General features: G+C 63.9%; 16 protein-coding genes. 13 read left to right on the forward strand and 3 right to left on the reverse strand.

What is annotated here, in order from left to right; genetic code table 11:
- Nucleotides 1–475: 475 nt before the first annotated feature.
- The 3 genes from VKT51_00310 (at nucleotide 476) to VKT51_00320 (ending at nucleotide 2741) form a co-directional block, all read left to right on the forward strand.
- Nucleotides 476–997 carry an RNA polymerase sigma factor gene (locus tag VKT51_00310; GenBank protein ID HLJ82598.1) on the forward strand — a complete coding sequence of 174 codons (522 nt, stop codon included), beginning with the start codon at nucleotides 476–478 and terminating at the stop codon, nucleotides 995–997.
- 19 nt (nucleotides 998–1016) lie between these two features.
- Nucleotides 1017–1952, forward strand: coding sequence for a FecR domain-containing protein (locus tag VKT51_00315; protein HLJ82599.1), 936 nt, complete (start codon nucleotides 1017–1019; stop codon nucleotides 1950–1952).
- 81 nt (nucleotides 1953–2033) lie between these two features.
- Nucleotides 2034–2741 carry a hypothetical protein gene (locus VKT51_00320; protein HLJ82600.1) on the forward strand — a complete coding sequence of 236 codons (708 nt, stop codon included), beginning with the start codon at nucleotides 2034–2036 and terminating at the stop codon, nucleotides 2739–2741.
- Nucleotides 2742–2862: 121 nt separating this feature from the next.
- Here the strand turns inward: VKT51_00320 and VKT51_00325 are convergent, their stop codons facing one another.
- Nucleotides 2863–5046 carry a phosphodiester glycosidase family protein gene (locus VKT51_00325; GenBank protein ID HLJ82601.1) on the reverse strand — a complete coding sequence of 728 codons (2184 nt, stop codon included), beginning with the start codon at nucleotides 5044–5046 and terminating at the stop codon, nucleotides 2863–2865.
- Nucleotides 5047–5086: 40 nt separating this feature from the next.
- On the opposite strand from VKT51_00325, the gene VKT51_00330 reads away from it, so the two are divergent.
- The 9 genes from VKT51_00330 (at nucleotide 5087) to VKT51_00370 (ending at nucleotide 16120) form a co-directional block, all read left to right on the forward strand.
- Nucleotides 5087–5902, forward strand: a complete 816-nt coding sequence (locus VKT51_00330; GenBank protein HLJ82602.1) for a hypothetical protein — start codon at nucleotides 5087–5089, stop codon at nucleotides 5900–5902.
- Nucleotides 5899–6723 carry a serine hydrolase gene (locus VKT51_00335; protein ID HLJ82603.1) on the forward strand — a complete coding sequence of 275 codons (825 nt, stop codon included), beginning with the start codon at nucleotides 5899–5901 and terminating at the stop codon, nucleotides 6721–6723. Before VKT51_00330 ends, VKT51_00335 begins: the two co-directional genes overlap by 4 nt.
- Nucleotides 6720–7481, forward strand: coding sequence for an SDR family NAD(P)-dependent oxidoreductase (locus VKT51_00340; protein HLJ82604.1), 762 nt, complete (start codon nucleotides 6720–6722; stop codon nucleotides 7479–7481). Before VKT51_00335 ends, VKT51_00340 begins: the two co-directional genes overlap by 4 nt.
- A 112-nt stretch (nucleotides 7482–7593) precedes the next feature.
- Nucleotides 7594–11886: a multifunctional oxoglutarate decarboxylase/oxoglutarate dehydrogenase thiamine pyrophosphate-binding subunit/dihydrolipoyllysine-residue succinyltransferase subunit gene (locus VKT51_00345; GenBank protein ID HLJ82605.1), complete on the forward strand. Its 4293-nt coding sequence runs from the start codon at nucleotides 7594–7596 to the stop codon at nucleotides 11884–11886.
- Entirely contained in the window at nucleotides 11883–13253 is a 1371-nt protein-coding gene (gene lpdA, locus VKT51_00350; protein ID HLJ82606.1) for a dihydrolipoyl dehydrogenase, read from the forward strand. Before VKT51_00345 ends, lpdA begins: the two co-directional genes overlap by 4 nt.
- A 13-nt stretch (nucleotides 13254–13266) precedes the next feature.
- On the forward strand, nucleotides 13267–13455 hold the full coding sequence (locus VKT51_00355) for a DUF3311 domain-containing protein (GenBank protein HLJ82607.1): 189 nt from the start codon (nucleotides 13267–13269) through the stop codon (nucleotides 13453–13455).
- Entirely contained in the window at nucleotides 13452–14918 is a 1467-nt protein-coding gene (locus VKT51_00360; protein ID HLJ82608.1) for a hypothetical protein, read from the forward strand. Before VKT51_00355 ends, VKT51_00360 begins: the two co-directional genes overlap by 4 nt.
- A gap of 114 nt (nucleotides 14919–15032) precedes the next feature.
- Entirely contained in the window at nucleotides 15033–15581 is a 549-nt protein-coding gene (locus VKT51_00365) for a hypothetical protein (GenBank protein HLJ82609.1), read from the forward strand.
- On the forward strand, nucleotides 15578–16120 hold the full coding sequence (locus VKT51_00370; protein HLJ82610.1) for a hypothetical protein: 543 nt from the start codon (nucleotides 15578–15580) through the stop codon (nucleotides 16118–16120). Before VKT51_00365 ends, VKT51_00370 begins: the two co-directional genes overlap by 4 nt.
- A 16-nt stretch (nucleotides 16121–16136) precedes the next feature.
- Here the strand turns inward: VKT51_00370 and VKT51_00375 are convergent, their stop codons facing one another.
- Both VKT51_00375 and clpB read right to left on the reverse strand, forming a co-directional pair.
- On the reverse strand, nucleotides 16137–17303 hold the full coding sequence (locus VKT51_00375; GenBank protein HLJ82611.1) for a class I SAM-dependent rRNA methyltransferase: 1167 nt from the start codon (nucleotides 17301–17303) through the stop codon (nucleotides 16137–16139).
- Nucleotides 17300–19891, reverse strand: a complete 2592-nt coding sequence (clpB, locus tag VKT51_00380) for an ATP-dependent chaperone ClpB (protein ID HLJ82612.1) — start codon at nucleotides 19889–19891, stop codon at nucleotides 17300–17302. Before clpB ends, VKT51_00375 begins: the two co-directional genes overlap by 4 nt.
- Before the next feature lie 129 nt (nucleotides 19892–20020).
- Between clpB and VKT51_00385 the strand changes: the two genes are divergently transcribed.
- Nucleotides 20021–21556, forward strand: a complete 1536-nt coding sequence (locus VKT51_00385; protein ID HLJ82613.1) for a glycosyltransferase family 39 protein — start codon at nucleotides 20021–20023, stop codon at nucleotides 21554–21556.
- The last annotated feature ends 61 nt before the right edge of the window (nucleotides 21557–21617 follow it).

Consider the following 21617-nt stretch of genomic DNA (forward strand, 5'->3'; position numbering starts at 1 on the left):
GGTGAGGCATGTTCTGCGAGCGCTGCGGCAAGGGCCGCTCGGCGGCGAGCCGTTTTGATCACGGTAGGGTGAGCCGAATCACGCGGCGATCGGGTGTCGTACGCCGTATGAAATAGGTGAAAGTGCGCACAATGCCTCTGGCGAATCGAATCGGGGACGTCTGACGTGTTACTATAATGTAGAAACGTAGGAAGCCGGACGGTCCGTCTGGAGTTCGCTCGGCTGTCCCAGGCGGCCCTGGCGGGCGGGAGATCGCATTTTGAGTGTCGCCGCTCAAACTATGACCCTACAGGTAATGTTCTCTGGGTACCGGCCCGATATTCTACTCATCGGGAACTGTCCCGAAAACGACAGCTCTCATGTATCTCGGGATGACGGATAACCAATGCTGCCAATCTTTTTCGGTGTAACGATACCGGGGGCAGTGCGGTCGTATCACCTAGAGCCGGTCTCGACTGGTCGAGACATGGCCCTCATGCAGAAAATCGCCGCGGGGGACGGCGAAGCGTTCGCTGAGCTGGTGAGGCGATACACAAGGATGCTCTACAACGTGGCCTACCGCTACAACGCATCTTCTGCCGAGGACCTCGTGCAGGAGTCCTTTCTACGTGCTTTTCAGCACGCGAACACGTTCTCCGGACGAAGCAAAGTGTCGTCGTGGTTGTATCGCATCTGCGTGAACGTCTGCCTGACCCACCAAGGTAAGGCCGGCCTCCCGATGACGGACATCGACGACGTGAACGAAGCCGAACTGCAAGGCCGTCACGACGAACGGCCGGAGGCGACGGCTGAGCGCGGCGAGACGTTCCGCGCTCTTGAAGATGGTCTGCGTGCGTTGCCGAGCCAGCAGCGCATGGTCTTCATCCTGCGCGAATTGCAAGGCCTCTCTTACGGGGAGATCGCGGACATACTGGGTATCAATGAGCAGGCGGCCCGCACGAACCTCTGTCGCGCAAAGCGGCGGCTGCAAGTGTGGCTCGACCCGCTGATCTGCTGAGCAAGGAAGGAGAACGCAGATGGAATGTTCCGAAGCGCTCGACCTGCTCTACTCGGCATTTGACGGGCAGATCACGCCGACGCAGCAAGCCTTACTCGACGGCCATCGTCGCGTCTGCTTCGCGTGCGCGACGTCCCTCATCAAGGCTGAACGCTTTCAAGAACTGATCCGCCATGTGCCGCAGCTCTCGGTGCCGCGCGGTCTCGAGCAGCGTATCATCAACCGCGTCACACAGCGCGCAACGGCCGGTGCGCCGGCGGGCGAGAAGGTCCGATCCATCGCGAGCGCTGCAAGCCAGTACTGGCGCGCGATGGCGACGACGGGCGGCGTTCTTGCCGCGGCCTACGGTCTGTTCTTCGTCCTGCAAGATCCGCTGAGCGCGCTCTTCACCCACCGGCCGAAGGACGAAACCGTGACCGCGATGGTCTCGGGCCAACTGCAAGATCTCGCGCCGAACAACAAACAGACCGAAGTGGACGGCGCAAGCACGCCGTTGAGCTCCGGTGAGACCCTCACCAATTACACGACCCGGTCCGCGACCGTGGCATTCTCACCGCACCTCGCGGTGACGATCGGCAGCGCGACAGTCGTGCACGTCAACAAACTTCACGTCGCCGGCGACGGCGCACTCGACACGGTCGACGTCCACATCGACCGCGGCACGTTCGGTGTCACGGAAGATCTCCATCACGGCGACTCGCCGATCTACGTCGCGACGAATCAGGCCACGATGGTGCCGACCGGCACGACGTTCACGGTCCGCGAAAGCAAGAACGTCACGCATCTCGGCGTCGTCAAGGGCAGCGTCGCGGTCTACATGCCGGGCCGGACGTTCAACGTGATCGCCGGGCAGACGGTGCAGATCTCGCAAGGCGGCGTGCTGCGTGAGATCGTCACGAAGGCAAAACATCCGGCCGCGACGGCGCCCGTCAAGCCGGCAAGTCCAGCCAACTAGAACGGAACCAACTGCAACCGAGAGCGGCCGGGTCGGCCGCTCTTGTCTTTGTTCGGGGTCGGCCGAGCCGATAACAAAGCAATGCACCCGGCAGCCCTGACCTTGCTCATGCACTTCGCGCGCGGCGAGCACCTGGCAGAGACGGTGAGCTCGAGCGACCGCGTCGCGTGGGTGTTGCCGAAGGTCAAGCTCGAGGCGGCGCGCCGCAACGGTATCGTCATTGTGGAAGACACCGTGAGCGTGACGATCGCCGCGCTCTCGGTCGTGAGCGCCGATGCGGCGACTGCAACGATCCATTCAATCGCGAGGACCGTGACGCTCGACGTTCCGAGGCGAACAAGCGCGACGACGCGGTCGAATGCCGCAGCGGCCTATCGAACCGACGGCGGCCATTCCGCTTCGAGCCTTTCACCGGTCGACGCGGTTTTGGCCGACCTGCCTCACGCGGATCTCAGCCTCGGGGCGCGATGGACGACACATGAGCTCGTCCTGACCAAGCTCGGCAGCGGTGAGATGGAAATCGTCCATACCGTGACTGCTTTGTCCGACGCAAGTGCGACGATCGACGTCAAAGGTTTTGGATCGATCACCGGCGTCGAATACGATCTGCCGCACTTGCTGCCCGGGAAGATGTTCATTTCGGGCACCGCGGTATTCGATCGCGTCAGCGGAACGTTCGTGCGTGAAACATACGCGCTGCACAATTCGCTGATCAAACCCGATCGTGACGAGCACATCGGCTTCGACGAGCACGAAAACGTCGCGATCACGACCGTCGTTGATCCGTAAACGGTATCGCGGGCCTTTATGGCCCGCCTATCGCATGTGGGGCGGGCCTTTATGGCCCGCCTATCGCATGTAGGGCGGGCCTTTATGGCCCGCCGGCGGACCGTAAAGGTCCGCCCTACGCTCACATCGCAGGGCCGGGATAGACCGCGCCGATGTTGCGGAGCCAGATGGAGCCGGCCATCGTATCTGCCGATGTCTGCGCCACGTATATTCGCGTCAATGTCAATGATGTGTGCGCTTGCGCCGGCAGTGCTATGCGAAGCGATCGCCAACCGAGCCAATCGACGCGGCGCGCAAGCGTGATCGTGTCCACGATGCCGCCCGGCTCCGCATAGGCGGCGCGGAGCCACTCGCCTTGTCCATCGCCGTACACGTCGAACGTCAGCGCGAGCGGCTCGCCGGCAATGGCCATCGAACCGTTCGCGTATGCTGCGCGAACGCCGGCCCCTGCAGCGATGTCGTACGAGAGCCTGGTCGCGATCGAGCCGTCCGGTGCTGAAGAGTTCGCGACCGAACCCGTCACGAGCGGCGATGACGAAGCGAATGCCCACGCTTGGGGTGAGTCGCCCACAGGCAGATCGGATGCCAGCGCCGCCACGTGGTCGCCGACATCGACGTCGGTGAAAGCGGTGACTCCGCCGGCCGTCGCCGAGACGCGGGCAACACCTGAGTGGTCGCCTGCGGTAAGCCGGCCTGCCGCATCAATGCGCGCGTCGCCCGTGGCCGTCCATGCGACCGCGCTTGGATCGACTGCGGTCTGCTCGGAGTTCGAGTCAAGAGCCGACACTGCAAGTTGCACCGTCGAACCAAGGGGAACGTCGGGTTCGAAACCCGTGACGGTCAGCGCGCTCACGTTTGCGACCACCGAAAGATTCAACTCGCCGCGCGCAACACCATCGGCCGCCGTGACGGTGACGACGCCGGGGGCGGTCGGCACGAGAGCGCAATCGGCGTTCACCGTCGCAAGCCCGGCCGGCGCGATGGACACATCGGAGCATCCGGCGGGTGCGGCAACGGGCTGCAAGTTCGCATCCACCGCTTTGAACGTCAGCTGGTCGCGGCTGCCGACAAGCACGGCCGGCGCGGCAGCGCTCACCAATAACCGGTCGGCCTGCCCCGGAGGCGCCGTGTTGATCAACGCAAGTCCGTCCGCGATCGCTCGCTCGCGACCGTCCGACGGCGACGTCGCTACCTGAGCGGTCGGATCGCCGAGCGCGCGGACGACCATTTCACTCGACCCCCCGCTGTCGAACGCCATCGCATCCGAAGCGCCAAGGGCGACGAACAACTGACCGAGCATCGCGCGCGTTATGCCGATCGACGAGCCAGGATGCCTTCCGTCTACTACGACGAGCCAGAGCGTCCGGCTATCGCCTGAGATCCCCGCGCCGGACAGCGGGTAGCGGACGTCCGCTTCAAGCGGCGCCGGTGTGACGGGGTCTGCGTACGGCATGCCGCCCCGAAGCAGCCGCGGTCCCCCGCCGATCGCCGTTGCGATCGTTGCCGGCGGCGGCGTTCCGTTGAATGTCACGTCGACGGTATCGCCAGTGACAAAATTCTGCGCGAGTGCGGCCGCCTGTGCGCCGTGCGCGGCGATGGCGAACTCACCCGGTGCAAGCTGCGTGAGTGCCGCGAGATTTGCCGCGGCCATCCGAACCGTGTACGCGCCGCCGGCGGCAGGACTGAGCACGACTTCGGTTGCGTCGTAGCCGGCGGTCGAGGCTAACTGCGCGGTCAAGAGCGTGAGCGGCGTCGACGCTGACCAGTCGTTGAGGGTGTTGATAGTCAGCGAGGCTCCGCGGGCGCCTTGCACTTGCGCGGTCCACACCATCGGCCCGATCGCGATCTTCCCTTGCGAATCCACAGAGAACGTCGCGGCGCCATCCGGCGCGTGCAGAAATTGCCCGCCGACGACGAGCGCGTTCAGCGGCGAGCCCGAACCATTGATATCGAAATAGTCCGAGTTGATCCCAGCTTCTGCATGAACCGCATCCGCCATCACGGAAAGGCGTTCGCCGGGGCCGCCGATCTCGCCATTTGCGGCGACTGCGGCAAACGACACGAGCGGATTGGTCAGATCTACGGCGAGAATCGAAACCGAAAGGGGGCCCGGCACGGTGGCGAGCGACCAACGATCGTACGTCACGCCAGGCCCGATGATCTCGCTCACCTGGCGCACGGACGAAACGATTTGCAACCCGGCCACAGGCGGAAACGCATCCAACGCAGCGGCCGGTGCGGCCGGCGCAACGTAGAGAAATAGTATGATTGCAAGCAGCCGGCCGCGCGCGCGAATGATAGACACGCCCGCGCGTTCGCCGCACGATCGGCGTAGGCCTCATCGGTTGACGCCGCTCTGCGCTGCTATCGGTCTCGCCGTTGCTATCGTGCCCGCGGCCGGTTCGCCGAGCGTGCAAGCGTCGAACTCCGTCCAGCTCGTTCTCCATCTTGCGCCAAACACACGAATCACGGCGGCACGCACGATCACGCACGTCGTCTCGTATCAGATGAATCACACGCTCATGTCACTGCTGGGCAGCCGCGCCGCGCCGACGACGCTCGTGGACGACCGCAGCGCCATCATCGACGTCGGTGCGGATGGCACGCACGTTTCGGTCGACGACACGAGCGTCCGGCATTTCGGCGGCGCGGCGCCGAAGGACACGTCTACGGTTACCCGGCACGACAAATATATCGGCGCCCTCGCGTCTGACGGAACCCGCACACCGTCCCAAGCCAGCGTCGCGGATGCCGGCGACGGCGCGCTCGACCAATTGCCGAAGGCGCCAGTGGCCGTCGGAGCGACGTGGTCATTCTCGCGCGTGGCGCTGCTCGACCGATCGCTGGCACAAGCCACGATGACGTATACGGATACGCTCAAATCGTTGGAGCAGCGTGCCGGCCATACGATCGCGACCATCGGGGTCAGCGCGAGCGGCATGGCGCAACCGGCAAGCGACCTCGATGCCAAAGGGTTCAAAGCGGCGACGTTCACGCTCAGCGGTTCGGCGGAGTTCGATGTCACCGCAGGCCTGCCGGGCACGCAATCGTACACGGGGCACGTCGAATGGACGGCCCATCCCATGTTCACGCGGGTGGGCATCGATTTCGACGACACGTACGCGGCGAAAGCGTGGACCGTCGCGGCGACGCATCCATGACCGCTCTGCTGACGCCGCAGCCGGATGCCGCACTAGACATCGTCGTACGCGAAGCGCTGAAGAGCACGGATCTCGATACGATCGGTCATGCCGTCGTGATCGATCTCCAGACGATGCGCCGCGGCCGCTATCGCGAGACGGAGAACATCTACCCCGCCAGCGTCATCAAAGTCGCGCTGATGGTCGAGGCGTACCGGCAGATCGCGGACGGCCGCCTCGATCTCGATACAGCCGTGACGGTGAGCGCGGCCAATCAGACGACGACCGCGGAGACCACACCGCTCGCGCCGGGATATCGCGCGACGCTGCGCGAGTTGATCGACCTCATGATCACGGCTTCAGACAACATCGCGACGAACGAACTCTACGACCTGCTCGGCCGCGAGACGGTGACAGAAGCGATGCGCGGCCTGGGGCTCACGACGTTTCTTGCGGGTCGCAAACTCTCCGGGTCCGAGCCGCTCATCGACGATCCCGGAATGACGGGCCGAAACCGGCTGCCGCCCGATGAGATCGCATTGCTCCTCGCGCTGATCGCATTGGACCGCGTACCCTTCGCCGCCGAGCAGCGCGCGATACTCGCACGCTGTCTCCACAATGAGAAGCTCGCCGCCGGCCTCTCGCGCGGCGACCGATTCATGCACAAAACCGGCGAGACGGACGAGGTGAGCCACGACGCCGGCATTCTCGTGACCTCGAATGGCCGCCGATACGTCGTCGTTCTGTACACAAGTCCCCCGCCGTTGCCCGATCGCTCGTACGCAAGCCATTACAACGCGCAGCTCGCCGAGTGGATGCGCCGCCTGCGAGAGTATCTATGACGCTTGCGATCGACCTCTCCCGAACCGTCGTGCTCGTCACCGGCGGATCGCGCGGCATCGGCGAGTCCATCGTCCGACATCTCCACGCCGCGGGAGCGAGCGTCTTCTTCACGTATCACGCAAGATCCGACCTCGCCGAGCTGCTCACATCCGAACTTGGCGAACGCGCCGCCGCCGAGCGTCTCGACATGGCTGACTTTGCCGGCATGCCGGGTCTGGTCGACGCATGCGTGCGACGATTCGGCCGATTGGACGTGCTCGTGAACAACGCCGCGATCTTCGCGACCAACCCGTTCGACGGCGACTCCTTCGATGCGTGGCGAGCCGGCTGGCGCCGTACCTTCGATATAAATGTGTTCGGAGCAGCCGATCTCGCATGGCTCGCCATCCGCCACATGCGCGATCACGGCGGCGGGCGGATCATCAACATCGCTTCACGCGCTGCGCATCGCGGGGAACTCGAGCACGCAGATTACGGCGCGAGCAAAGCGGCGCTCGTGAACCTCACGAAATCGATCGCTCGCTCATGCGCACCGGACGGCATTCTCTCGTTTGCCGTCGCACCGGGCTTCATAGAGACCGAGATGGCGGCTCCCGACTTGGACGTCGATCGGCCAAAAATCGTCGGCGAGATTCCCGTCGGCTACGTCGGACGCCCAGACCAAGTCGCGCCCATCGTCGCCTTTCTCGCATCGCCGCTCGGATCGTATCTGAACGGCGCGACCATCGACGTCAACGGCGGGTCATACGTGCGTTAACGCACTGGCCGCCAAGGGCGCATCACCGGGTGTAGGGAAATCAATGACGAGCAATCGGGCATGTGAAGTGCGCCCGGATTCGCACCGCTTTGAACAAAAGTAGGAGTCATATTTGCCGGACGCGCTGGTTCCTGTCGTCCTCCCATCCATGGGCGAGTCTGTCACGCAAGGAACCGTAACGGGCATTCGCAAGGCCGCCGGCGACACGATCGCCGCTGGCGAGACCATCATCGACGTGACGACCGACAAAGTAGATGTCGAGATCCCGTCCCCCGCAGCAGGCCGGATCGCGCGCATCGTCGTTAAAGACGGCGACACGGTCGAAGTCGGCGCACTGCTGGCCGAGATTCAAGTCTCCGGGTCGGAGAATGCCGACAAACCTGCCGCCGAATCTGCTTCTCCCGCGCCATCTCCGAACACGACCACCGTCGAGATGCCTTCGATCGGCGAAGCGCTCAAGCGCGGCGTCGTCAAGAATTGGCACAAGGCGGTGGGCGATATGGTTGAACGCGACGACGTGATCGTCGAGGTGGACGCGAACGGCTCGCTCATCGAGATCCCGTCGCCTGTCAGCGGACGCTTGACGCGGATAATCGCGGAGAACGGCGCGGTCGTAGAGATCGGCGCGCCGCTCTGCGAGATCGGACCGACGGACTCCGTCGCGACGCCCGCGGCGACCATCGCAAGTCCTCCGGCGCAAGAAGAATCGCGACCGAAAGCCGATGTGCCGCTTACGGCTGCGGCCCCGCAGAGATCTCAGCCGGTCGCACAGTGCTCGCCGCTTGCGCGGCGCGCCGCCGCGCTCGCCGGAATAGACATCGCCGCGGTCAACGGATCCGGGCCGGGCGGTGCCGCGCGAAAATCCGATATCAACGCCGCGCTTGCCGCGCCCACGCCGAATCCCGCAGTAGGGCAAGCATCGCCTGCCCCGCCGGACGGTAAGACTCAGCCTCACATGCAACCGTCGCCGAATTCAACCGCGCTCAAAGGGCCTGCTGCGGCGCTCGCCGCGGCGATGGAAACGAGCCTCAGCATTCCGACGGCGACAAGTTTCCGGACCATCGCGGTCGGCGTGCTCGAATCTCGTCGCGCGGCGCTGAACAGCGCACTAAGACAAGCCGGACGATCCGAGAAGATCTCATTCACGCATCTCATAGCATTCGCGCTGGCGCGCGCCGCGCGAGAGATGCCGGGGATGACGGCCTCATTCCATCGTTCTGACCGCGGGCCGGAGCGGGTCGCCGGCGGCGTGCAGCTCGGTCTTGCGGTGGATCTGCAACGTAAAGACGGCACGCGGCTCCTCGTGGTCCCGGTCATCCGCAATGCAGCCGATCTGACATTCGCAGCGTTTCACGCAGCATATGAACAGCTCGTCGCAAAGGCGCGCGACGGAAAGCTCATGCCCGATGAATTCGCCGGCGCGACGATCACCCTGACGAATCCGGGCGCGATCGGAACGGTGGCTTCCGTGCCGCGTCTCATGGCGGGCCAAGGAGCGATCATCGCAGCCGGTGCGATCGGCTACCCGCCGGGGTTGGCGCAGTCACCGGAGCAGCTCGCGGCGTTGAACGTCTCCAAGATCATGACGCTCACGAGCACGTACGATCATCGCGTGATCCAGGGCGCGGAATCGGGCGAATTCTTGAGACGCATCGAGCAATTGCTGGCCGGCGCAGACGACTTCTACGACCATATCGCCCAGTCGCTCAACGTCGCTATGACCATGGAAGCGCCGGCGAAACCTGCCGTTGCCGCCGGTCCGTCCCAGCCTTTGGCTGCCCAACCGGCTGAATCGTCGCCGGACCTGATCGCGGCCGCCGCTGCGGGAATGGCGCTTATCAGCCGCATCCGCACGCACGGACACACAGCCGCGTCGCTCGACCCGCTGGAAGGACCGAAGGACGGCGATCCCGTTCTCGATCCTGCGTCGCTGCAGCTCGATGACGCGCTCGCAGCGCGCGTGCCCGCCAGCGCGTTGCGCACATATGCGCCCGGAAACACGCTCGCCGAAGTCCTGGCCAATCTCCGCTCCATCTACTGCTCCACCATCGCCTATGAAGTGGAGCACATCACGAGTCACGAGCTGCGCTCATGGCTGCGCAAGCAGATAGAATCAGGCGCGCATGTCAAGCCATTGACGCGCGAGCGAAAACTCGAGCTGCTGGACCGTCTCACGCGCGTGGAAGCGTTCGAGCGCTACCTGCGCAAGGCGTTCCTCGGCCAGAAGACGTTTTCGATCGAGGGCATCGATGCGCTCGTGCCCATGCTCGAGGAGCTGCTCCACCTGCTTGTCGACGACGGAGTCAAGAAGCTTGAGATCGGCACAGCGCATCGCGGCCGGCTTTCGCTCATCACGCATGTCGTGGACCGGCCCTACGAAGACGTTCTCGTGGAATTCGAGCAAGCCGAACTGCGCGGCGGCGAGAGCCAAGGCGACGTGACCGGCGACGTCAAGTATCATCAGGGCGCGCAGGGCAAGTATTCCACGGCGTCCGGCGCATCGATCGACGTCGTGCTCGTCAACAATCCGAGCCATCTTGAGGCCGTGGACGGCGTTGTGGTGGGTAGGACACGCGCCGACCAGACCGATCGACGCACGCCGATCGCCACGATCGATCGATCCAAGTCCGCCGCGCTGCTCGTGCACGGCGACGCGGCGTTCACGGGTCAGGGCGTGGTAGCCGAGGTGCTGAATCTACAGGGACTTCGCGGCTACACCGTGGGTGGAACCGTGCACGTCATCGCGAACAATCAGATCGGTTTCACGACCGAGCCATCGGACGAGCGCTCTACGCGCTATGCAAGCGATTTGGCCAAGAGCGTGGACATGCCGATCGTGCATGTGAACGCGGATGACATCGAGGCATGCATCGGAGCGATCACCCTGGCCGAACAGTTTCGGCGTCAGTTCGCCCGCGATGTGCTGATCGACCTCATCGGCTACCGTCGCTTTGGCCATAACGAAGCCGACGAGCCCGCGTACACGCAGCCGCGGATGTACGACAAGATCGCGCACCACATCACCGTCCGAGAGATTTTCGCAAAGCGGCTCTTCGATGAGGGCCTCGTGACCGTCGACGACGTCAAAAAACGCTTCGACGCTGCCTATGCGCGCGTGGCCGAAGCCCACGCAAACGTCAAGAAGCGCCTCAAGGAAAACGGCGGCGCCGACGCAGCCAAGCGGCCCGTCAACGGGCAGGTGGCGTCGAGCCCTGACACGCGTGTTGCTTTGGATGTGCTGCGTTCGCTCAACCGGCAGCTCGTCGCGGTGCCGGACGGCTTCACCGTGCATCCAAAGCTCGCGAAGCAGCTCGAGCGGCGCAATACGGCGCTCGATCAGGGCGGCGAGATCGATTGGGCCAACGCGGAGGCGCTCGCCTTTGCTTCGCTGCTCGTCCAAGGTGTGCCGATACGCCTGACCGGTCAGGACACCGAGCGCGGCACGTTCAGCCACCGTCATCTCGTCTTGCACGACGCGAAGAACGATGCTCGCTATGTGCCGATGCAGCATCTGTCCGGCGCGCGCGCTTCATTCGAGGTCTACAATAGCCCGCTTTCCGAGTACGCGTGCCTCGGCTTCGAGTACGGCTATAGCACATCTGCGCCCGACGCTCTGATCCTGTGGGAAGCTCAGTTCGGCGATTTCGCGAACGGCGCGCAGATCATCATCGATCAGTTCATCTCGGCGGGCTTCGCGAAGTGGGGCCAGACGTCGCGCCTCACGCTTCTTCTGCCGCACGGCTACGAAGGCGCGGGCCCCGAACACTCCAGCGCCCGCCTCGAGCGTTTTCTGCAACTGGCCAGCGACGGCAATATTCGAATCGCCAACTGCACGACGCCGGCGCAGTATTTCCATCTCCTGCGCGATCAGGCGCTGACGTCAAAGGCGCGGCCGCTCGTCGTCATGACGCCGAAGAGTCTGCTGCGCATGAAGTTCGCGACCTCGCAGGCCGCGGATCTGAGCGACGGTTCCCTGCTGCCTATCATCGATGATCCGCTCGTCACGGATCGCAAGGGCGTCAAACGGCTTTTGCTCTGCAGCGGCAAGATCTACTACGATCTCATCGCCGGCGTCAAGCGGTTGAATCCCCGCGGTCTCGCGATTGCGCGGCTCGAGATGCTGGAGCCGTTCCCGCTCGATGCAGTGATGGCGCTCGTCAAGTCTTATCCGGATCTCGACCGTGTCACGTGGGTCCAAGAAGAACCGCGCAACATGGGTGCGCGTGCATTCGTCTCGCGGCGCATCCGCGAGAGACTCGCACCGCTCGGCATCGCCCTTGACTACGAGGGCCGCCCGGACCGGGCTAGCCCAAGCGAAGGTTATCCCGGGGCTCATGCAGTCGAACAAGAACGCATCGTCACGGCAGCGCTCGGACCGCGCCGCGCAGGCGCATCGCCGTCGTGAGCGCGCGCGTCGTCGTCCTCGGGGGCGGGCCGGCAGGCGACGTCGCGGCACTGCGCGCCGCGCAACTCGGCGCTTCGTCCACGATGATCGAGCGCGCCGAAGTCGGCGGCACGTGCTTGAACTGGGGCTGTGTTCCGACGAAGGCGCTTCTTGCGAGCGCCGATGTGCTGCGCACGGTGCGCAATGCCGCGGAGTTCGGAGTCACGGTCGGCGAACCGAAGATCGACTTCGGACGGATGATGCAGCGCAAAGAAGACATCGTACTCAAAATGCGCGGCGGCGTCGAGGCGGCGTGCAAACGCAAGAAGGTCGCGGTCATCCACGGCCAAGGCGTGATCGAGGGCGACGCCGTCGTGGTCGACGGAAAACGCTACTCGTTCGACAGTCTTATCGTGGCGGTCGGCACGGAACCGGTCGGTCTGCCGGGTCTCGATATGCACCATCCGGCGGTTATGACCTCAAATGACGTGCTGCGTTTGACCGCGATACCCAAGCGGCTCGTCATCATCGGCGGCGGCATCATCGGCTGCGAATTCGCAAGCCTCTTTGCCGCCCTCGGTTCCGATATCACGGTCGTCGAGCTCTTGCCGCGCATCCTCGCGGCCGTCGACGCAAAAACCACCGCGTATTTTCAGCGCATCGTCGAAAAAGAGGGCGTCAAGTTTCTCACCGGCCGAAAAGTGGCCGCCGTGGATGACTATCGCAAGAACGGCATCACGATCAAGCTGGACGACGGCACGAAACTCGATTGTGACAAGCTGCTCGTCTCCGTTGGCCGCACACCCTTGACGAAGGGGATCGGCCTTGAAGCAGCCGGTGTCGCCCTTGACGCGCGCGGCAACATAGTCGTCGACGAATTTCTGCAGACAGCCAATCCGAAGATCTACGCGATCGGCGACTGCATCGGGGGGCTGCAGCTCGCGCACAAAGGATCGGCGGAAGGTCATCGCGCCGCCGAGAATGCGCTCGGTCACGACCGCATGCCGATGGACTACACCGTTGTGCCAAGCTGCATCTATACGCATCCCGAGATCGCGATGGTCGGTCTCAACGCCGACACGGCGAAGGAAGCAGGTCTTGAGACCGTCATCGGTCAGGCGCGATTCGTGGGATCCGCCAAAGCTCTGGCTGAAGGCCAGCCGGACGGCTTTGCGCAGATCATCGCCGACAAGGCAACGGGGCGCATCTTGGGCGCGACGATCGTGGGCGCACATGCCGTCGAATTGATCCACGAGGTCGCTGTCGCAATGGCCGACGCACTGACGCTTGCCGAACTCGGGTCGATCATCCACGCGCACCCGACGGTGAGCGAGATGGTGATGGACGCGGCGCAAGCGGGCATCGGGGCGGCACCATACCTGTCGTGATTTTGTGAGCCGCATGAAGCGGTATGCCGCGATCGTGCTCGCGGCGGTGCCGGCGATTGCGCTGACCCTCGCGATTCCCTTTGCAAATCGGATGGAACCGAGCGTCGGCGGCGCGCCGTTTCTGCTGCTTTGGATCGTGGGCTGGGTCGTCGCGGCGCCAATCTGTCTGTTCTGCATCTCGAGGCTGGAGCGGCGCGCGTGACGAGCGCTTTCATCGCGCTCGGCATCGTGGCGGTCGTGATCATCGCGGCGGTCACCCTTGGCGTCATCGCGGCGCGCGCGAATCTCAACTCGCCCACGGACTTTGTGGTGGGCGGCAGGTCCCTAGGCTCGGTGCTGCTCTGGCTGCTCATGGCCGGCGAGATCTACACGAGTTTCACATTTCTCGGCGCCGCCGGATACGCGTATGGCCTCGGGGCGCCCGCGTTCTACATCCTCTGCTACGGCCCCGTCGCGTATATCATCGGATACTTCCTGACGCCGAAGATCCGAAGTGTCGGAGCCGCGTTCGGCATGATAACGCAGCCGGATATTTTCCGCGCTCGTTACGGCAGCCAGGCGTTGGCCGGGCTTGCCGCGCTCGTCGGATTCTTCTTCCTCATACCGTATATCACGCTGCAGCTGACCGGTCTGCAGCTTTTGTTATCCATCGCAGGATACGGTTTCGTCGAACCCTACGTCGCGGTCGCGGTCGCAGTCGCGCTCATCACCGGATTTGTCTGGGCGACCGGGTTACGGGGCACGGCGTGGGCAAGCGTTCTCAAAGACACGCTCGTCTTGGCCGCGGCGATATTCGCGGGCATCGTGTTGCCGCTGCATGCGGCGGGCGGATGGGGAGGAATGCTCCGTGCTGTGACGTCGTCGCATCCCGGTTGGCTCACGCTTTCGCCCGGGGCTTCCCCTCACGGTGTCGCTTGGTTCGTCACATCGGTGATCGTCTCCGCAGCCGGATTCTTCATGTGGCCGCCTTCAACGGCAGCGATCTTCAGTTCAAAGAGCGGCGATGCGTTGCGGCGCAACGCGATGCTTCTCCCCTTGTACAGTCTATTGATCGTCTTCGTGCTCTTCGCCGGATTTGCCGCGCTGCTGATCATGCCCGGCCTGAAGGGCACTGCCGGCGACCAAGCGTTCATGCTCTCGATCAGACAGATCTACCCGGCGTGGCTGCTCGGTCTTGTCGCTGCGGCCGGCTGTTTGGCGGCGCTCGTGCCCGTGAGCGCGCAACTTCTTGCCGCAGCGAGTATCTTCGCCAAGAATATCGCCGGAGATATGCTGCACGCGCCGTCAGACGATCGCTCGCGCACGCGGCTGACGCGCATTTTGGTGATCGTTCTCGCCCTCCTGGCGTACGGTTTGTGGTTCGCGCTCAAAGTGTATCTCGTGGATCTGCTGCTGTATGCGTATAACGGCATCGTGCAATTCTTGCCGGGTACGCTTTTGGCATTCGGCTGGCGGCGCACGACTGCGTGGGGTGTCGGAAGCGGTATCGTGGCCGGCATCGGTGTGCTTATCGCGGCGAATTGGCTCGGTGCTCTGATGCACGGCATGAATCCCGGCATCGTCGCGCTCGCCGTCAACTTCGCGGTCACGATCGCGGTGAGCACGCTCACGGCGCCGCCGCCTGCGGACGTCATCGACCGTTTCATTGCCGCCAGCAACGATTGAGGGGACCCCTCGCCGCGTCGTAGTGGGGCAGGCAAGACGGCGCCGCGGCCGCGACGAAGCATGGCGCTCAACGACCGGCGGCGCTTGGCGCCGGCATACGAGGAGGTTATCCCGATGCGGCTAGGATCAATAGCTTTCGTCTTCGTGCTTGCGCTCGCACTCGGCGCGTGCTCGTCATCGCAAAAATCGACCGCCAGCACAGACACGAGCACTGCGCCGGCAGACACGAGCGCAAGCGGTACCGCGACGGCCGACGCGAATGCCGGCGGCGGCACCGCTTCGAACTCCGGCGGCTCGATGACGATCAACACCAAAGAAGGCTCGGTCAGTATGGGTACAAACGTGGACGCGTCAAAGATCGGCGTTCCCGTGTATCCCGGCGCGACGGCCGCGGGCGGCGGCGGATGGTCCGTTCAATCCAAAGAGGGCACGGGCCAAGTCGTCTCACTGACCACGAACGATTCTTTCGGCAAAGTCGAAGCTTGGTATAAGGCGCAATTCCCGGCGGGCAGCGAGGTCATGAACGTCTCGAGCGGGTCCACCTCGTCCGCCGTCTTCCAGGTGGGCAAGACGACCGACAAAGACCAGCAGAGCGTCGAGATCTCAAGCGACGGCACAAAGACCACGATCGTCTTGAGCCATAAGACCACGACCGGATCGTGAGACCATTCGTCACGGCGCTTGCCGCGACGACGATCATCTCGTGCGCGGCGTGCGGCCGCGCGACATCGGAGAACAGCGGTGCCGCCGCTCGCGCGCCCCAAGCGGCGGGTACCCCATCGCCTGCAGCAGCGGCCGCAACTTCAGCAGCAACGCCTTCGTCGCTGACTTTTTCGGACAAGAGCGGTACGGTCAAGATCGGACAGGGCGCCGTCGATCCATCATCGCTCGGCGTGCCGCTCTATCCCGATGCCGTGCAAGATCCGAGCAGCAGCTCGTCGAGCGTCGCGGCGGATGGCTCGACGAAGATCACCACGCTCTCGACCGTCGACTCGTACGCGCAAGTCAACGCCTGGTACAAGGCGCATCTGCCTGGCGATGCGCAAGCATCGCACCTCAGCGTTGGCGCTGAATCGACAACGTCGTATCAGTGGACGCGAGGTGACGGCCGTGAAAACCGGGTGGTGACGGTCAGCACCAACTACGGCAAACCCATCATCACGATCAGCGTCTCGATAGACACCGCGACTCCCGCGCCTTGAAGGAGCGCGTCCGCGTTCAAAGCGCGCGGAGAATCACGCACTTCAGATAGGATGTCTCCGGCGCATCGAGCGAGACCGGATGATCGGGCGGGTGCCCGCGTTCTTCGACGATCTGCATCGAGCGCCCGGCGTCGGCTGCGGCGCTCCAAAGAACGCCGAGAAAATCGCGCGGCGACAGCGGCCGCGAGCATGAGCACGTCACGAGGACGCCGCCGGGTTCGAGCATCTTGATCGCGCGCAGGTTGATCTCTTTGTAGCCGCGCGTCGCTGATTCGAGCGTCGCCTTACCGCGAGCGAAAGCCGGCGGGTCCAAGATGATCTGTCCGAACGTCTTGCCGGTGTCACTTGCGTCGCGAAGATATGTGAAGCAATTCGCTTCGACGACCTCCGAATCCGGAAAGCCATTGAGAGACATGTTCTCGCGCGCGAGGCGGCAGGCATCCGCAGAGATGTCGACAGACGTGACGGCGCTGGCCCCTGCAAGCGCAGCATGGACGCTGAATCCGCCGCTGTAGGCGAAGCAGTTCAACACGGAGCGGTTCCGCGAATACGCCGCCGCGGCTGCGCGATTGAGCCGCTGATCTAAGAAGAGCCCGGTCTTCTGTCCTCGCTCGATGTCCACGAGCAGCCGCGCCGCGCCTTCGCCGATCTCGATCTTGTCCTTCGGCGGGTCGCCGAAGAGCGCTCCAGTGCGTTGCTGCAACCCTTCCAGTTCGCGCTCGGGCACATCGCTTCGTTCGAAGATCGCGTGGGGCGCATAGGATTCTTTGAGCGCGTCCACGATCGTCTCGCGCACGGATTCGATGCCGAGCGTGGAGATCTGCACGGCGAGCCAGCGCGCGTACGCATCCACGACAAGCCCGGGCAAGCCGTCGCCTTCGGCGTTGACGAGCCGCACGGCGCCGGCCTCGGGCTGCTGGCCGCGCCTCGCAACCGCTTCTCCCACCCGGCGTCTCCACCACGATGCATCGACCGGTTCGTCGCGCCACGTCAATACGCGCAGAACTATCTTGGAGCGGCGGTTGCAGTACGCGCGCGCGAGGAACGCACCGCGATGGTCGAGGACGGTCGCGACCTCACCGTCCTTGACGCTCTGGGGCAGCTCTGCGATCTCTCCCGCGAATATCCATGGATGCCGGGCGCGTTCGGGCCGCCGCGATCTGAGACGCGCCGCGGTGCTCAACGCCTGGCGAGCGCTTTTACGAACGCGATCTCGCCGTCCACGACGTCGACGTCGACCGAATCGCCATCGACGAACTCACCGTCCAAGAGCCGCAACGCAAGGGGGTCGATGACCTCTTTCTGCAGCGCGCGTTTCAACGGCCGCGCACCGTAGATCGGGTCAAAGCCGTGGTGAGCGAGCAGCGCTTTTGCCTGGTCGGTCAATCGAAGCGTGATGCCGCGCGCCGCCAGCCGGCGCTCCAACCCACGCACCTGGATCTCGACGATGCGTTTGATGTCGTCGAGCTGCAGGTTCTTGAAGATGACGATCTCATCGATCCGATTGAGGAATTCTGGGCGGAAGTGGTCGCGCATCGCCTCCATCACGCGCGTGCGGATCGCTTGCTCGTCGCCGGCGAACTCCGTGATGACCGCGGAACCGATGTTGCTGGTCATGATCAGCACGGTATTCTTGAAGTCGACGGTGCGGCCTTGACCGTCGGTCAGGCGACCGTCGTCGAGGATCTGGAGCATCACGTTGAAGACATCCGGATGCGCCTTCTCGATCTCATCGAACAGCACGACGGAGTAAGGTCTGCGGCGAACGCTCTCGGTCAGTTGGCCGCCTTCGTCGTAGCCGACATACCCGGGCGGCGCGCCGATGAGCCGCGAGACGGTATGCTTCTCCATGTACTCCGACATGTCGATGCGGATCATCGCCCGCTCATCATCGAAGAGAAACTCGGCAAGAGCCCGCGCAAGTTCGGTCTTGCCGACGCCGGTCGGGCCGAGAAAGATGAACGACCCGAGGGGGCGGTTCGGGTCTTGGAGACCTGCGCGGGCGCGGCGTACAGCGGACGACACCGCAGTGACCGCTTCGTCCTGGCCGATCACACGCTCGTGCAGCCGGTCTTCCATGTGCAGCAGCTTCTCGATTTCGCCTTCGAGCAATTTAGAAACAGGAATGCCGGTCCATTTGCCTACGATCTCGGCGATGTCGTGCTCGTCCACTTCTTCCTTGAACATCTTGCCGTCGGTGTGCGCCGAGGCGGCCTCGGCCGTCGCAATTTTCTTGCGAAGATCGGGCAGCAGGCCGTATTCGATCTCCGATGCCTTCGCGTAATCTACTGCGTCCTTCGCGCGCTGCAGTGCGGCCTTCGCCTCTTCGATCTGCTGCTTGATCTTGCTGACCTCGCCCAGCGCCCCTTTTTCCGCTTCCCAGCGCGCGCGCAGCGCATCGCGCCGCTCTTGCAGATCCTTCACCTCGTCTTCAAGATGCGTAAGGCGCGTCGTGGAGCCCGGATCGGATTCTTTCTTCAGCGCCTCGCGCTCGATGGAGAGCTGCATGAGACGCCGTTCGACTTCGTCGAGTTCCACCGGCATCGAGTCCATCTCCATACGCAGTTTGCTCGCGGCTTCGTCCACTAAATCGATGGCTTTGTCCGGCAAGAAACGATCCGCGATGTAGCGATTTGAAAGCACGGCGGCGGCCACAAGCGCCGAATCTTTGATCTTGACGCGATGGTGGACTTCATACCGCTCGCGCAGCCCGCGCAGGATCGAGATCGTATCCTCGACCGTCGGTTCGCCGACCATCACCGGCTGGAAGCGGCGCTCGAGAGCCGCGTCCTTTTCGATGTACTTGCGGTATTCGTCAAGCGTGGTGGCGCCGATCGTGTGCAGTTCACCGCGCGCGAGCATCGGCTTGAGCATGTTCGAAGCGTCCATCGAACCTTCGGCGGCCCCGGCGCCGACGACGGTGTGCAGTTCGTCGATGAACAATATGACGTCGCCTTGGCTCTGCGTGATCTCCTTGAGCACGGCTTTGAGCCGGTCTTCGAATTCGCCGCGGTACTTCGCGCCGGCGATGAGCGCGCCGAGATCCAGCGCGACGATGCGCCGGTTTTTCAGGCTCTCGGGAACGTCGGCGCGGACGATGCGGTGCGCAAGACCTTCCACGATCGCCGTCTTGCCCACGCCGGGCTCGCCGATCAGTACCGGATTGTTCTTCGTGCGGCGCGACAGCACTTGGATGACCCGGCGGATCTCCTCGTCGCGGCCTATGACCGGATCCACTTTGTTCTGACGAGCGAGCGCCGTGAGATCGCGGCCGTACCGCTCGAGCGCCTGATACTTCCCCTCCGGATTCTGATCGGTTATCCGCTGGTTACCGCGGATCGTGGCAAGTGCGGCGAACAGCTTGTCTTTGGTGACCCCGGCTGCGGTGAGCAAACTGCCGGCTTCAGTGCGTCCTCCGACGTCGACCAGCGCGAGCAGCAGATGCTCGGTCGAAATGAACTCATCTTTGAAGGAGAGCGCCTCGTCGCCGGCCCGCAAGAGCACGTCGCGCAATTCGCGGCCCAGCGTGGGCTCTGCGGCCCCGAATACCTTCGCGCGCGAGTCCAGGACGGAACGCGCGCTCTTCTCCAAGCGCGCCACGTCTGTCCCCAATTGCCGGAGGACCACAGCCGGAACGCCTTCGGGGTCCTCGAGCAGACTTGCGAGGAGGTGGACGGAATCGATCTCCGGCGCGCGGTATTCTTCGGCAAGCCGCTGTGCTCCGATGACTGCGGCCTGCGCACGCTCCGTCAGTTTGTTGAAGTCTTTCATGCCTTCTCCATTGGGCTGGGCGCCATACGTTCTGTAGCGGCAGGCTTTGCTCTTGTCTCGCACGAGCGCTCGCCGGAAGGCAGTCGCCGGTACCCCGATGTAAGTGATTGGACGTTATCGGAGGCGTAGATGAGCGTAGCACCTCTCACGATGAGTAAGGGCACGAAGTGGGCTGCCTGGAGCGTTGCCGCTGTCGTCGCAGCGGTCCACTTCGCGGTCGCCGGTCAGTACGACGCGTTCCGCAACGAGTTGTATTTCATCATCTGCGGTCGACATCCGGCGTTCGGTTACGTGGACCAGCCTCCGTTCGTGCCTATTCTCGCAGCGTTGACGCAGCTCGGCGGCATCAGCGTATGGCTGCTGCGCTTGCCCGCCGTGATCGCGGCCGTGGCCCTCGTGCCGCTCACGGTGGCCTTCGCGCGGCTCCTCGGTGCGACCGCGCGCGGCGCGTGGCTGGCGGCGGCGGCAGCGGCGAGCGCTCCTCTCGTCACGGCCATGACCGCGACGTTGACGACGTCCACGTTTGAGCCGCTCGACTTCACCGCCGTTGCTTACCTCGTCGCGCGTGCTGTGATTCGCGGAGAGCAGCGAGCCTTCTGGTGGGCCGGTGCGATCGCAGGCCTCGCGTTTGAGACCAAGTACGGAATTCTCTTGTGGGCATTCGGCCTTGCCGTCGGAGTCTTGTTGACTTCCCATCGTCAGATCTTTCGATCGCGCGATCTGTGGATCGGCGTCGGGATCGCCGTGCTGATCGCGGCGCCGAACGTGGCGTGGCAGGCGACGCAGGGCTTTCCGTTCCTCGAACTCGTGCGTAACGACAACAGCGGAAACTTCATCGGAACGCCGCTCGTCTTCTTCATCGGCCAGATATTCTTGGTCAGTCCTCTTCTTGCGCCGCTTTGGATCACCGCCATCATCGCTCCGTTCGCGGCGTCGCGCCTCGCGCCGTTCAGGTTCCTTTCGATAGCGTTCGTCGTCACAGCCATCTTGATACTCATCACGCACGGCAAGGCGTACTACCTTGCCGGCGGATACCCGACGATGTTCGCGCTCGGTGCCGCGGCGTGTACCGGCCTGTGGCGCTGGTTCGTCGCAGTATGGGCGGTGCTTGCTGCCGCGAACGGCGCTGCTGCTCTGCCCTATGTGCTGCCCGTCATGTCGCCGCCCAAACTTCAGCAGATGCTCAATCGTATAGGCAACCGGCCGCCGCCGCTTGAGCGGGCAGGTATCGGCGCGCCGCTCATGCAGGTGTTCTCGGACGAGTTCGGCTGGCGCGATCTTGCCGCCGGCGTCGGCGACGTCTATCGCGGTTTGCCGCCGGCCGATCAGGCGAAAGCGGCGATTTTCGCTTCGAATTACGGCGAGGCGGCGGCGATCGATTTCTACGGCGCCGGATTGCCGCCGGCGCTGAGCGGGAACAATCAATACTATCTCTGGGGTCCGCACGGATACGACGGCTCGGTCGTCATTGCGGTCAACGTCGATCCGCAAGCCTGGGCCGCGATGTGCGATTCGGCGCGTGTGGTCGCGCGATTCGGCACCTCTCCCTACGAGATGCCGTACGAGCACGATCGGCCCATCGTTCTGTGCCGCGGCATGCATCCGCCGCTGCCGGCGGTTTGGCCGCAATTCAAGCACTACGGGGTGGAAAATATCGGGATGTGACGGCGAGGTACCGACGCCGGGGCGAGCGCTCTTGCCATTGTCCGGCGTTCTCGTGAAACGA

The organism is Candidatus Eremiobacteraceae bacterium, assembly GCA_035295225.1.
Classification (GTDB): domain Bacteria; phylum Vulcanimicrobiota; class Vulcanimicrobiia; order Eremiobacterales; family Eremiobacteraceae; genus JABCYQ01.

Excerpts from the sequence above, each read along its gene's own strand:
- VKT51_00385 (HLJ82613.1), top strand. The coding sequence starts at position 20,021 with ATGAGCGTAGCACCTCTCACGATGAGTAAGGGCACGAAGTGGGCTGCC.
- VKT51_00365 (HLJ82609.1), top strand. The coding sequence starts at position 15,033 with ATGCGGCTAGGATCAATAGCTTTCGTCTTCGTGCTTGCGCTCGCACTC.
- clpB (HLJ82612.1), bottom strand. The coding sequence starts at position 19,891 with ATGAAAGACTTCAACAAACTGACGGAGCGTGCGCAGGCCGCAGTCATC.
- VKT51_00340 (HLJ82604.1), top strand. The coding sequence starts at position 6,720 with ATGACGCTTGCGATCGACCTCTCCCGAACCGTCGTGCTCGTCACCGGC.
- VKT51_00355 (HLJ82607.1), top strand. The coding sequence starts at position 13,267 with ATGAAGCGGTATGCCGCGATCGTGCTCGCGGCGGTGCCGGCGATTGCG.
- VKT51_00315 (HLJ82599.1), top strand. The coding sequence starts at position 1,017 with ATGGAATGTTCCGAAGCGCTCGACCTGCTCTACTCGGCATTTGACGGG.
- VKT51_00320 (HLJ82600.1), top strand. The coding sequence starts at position 2,034 with ATGCACCCGGCAGCCCTGACCTTGCTCATGCACTTCGCGCGCGGCGAG.
- VKT51_00310 (HLJ82598.1), top strand. The coding sequence starts at position 476 with ATGCAGAAAATCGCCGCGGGGGACGGCGAAGCGTTCGCTGAGCTGGTG.
- VKT51_00335 (HLJ82603.1), top strand. The coding sequence starts at position 5,899 with ATGACCGCTCTGCTGACGCCGCAGCCGGATGCCGCACTAGACATCGTC.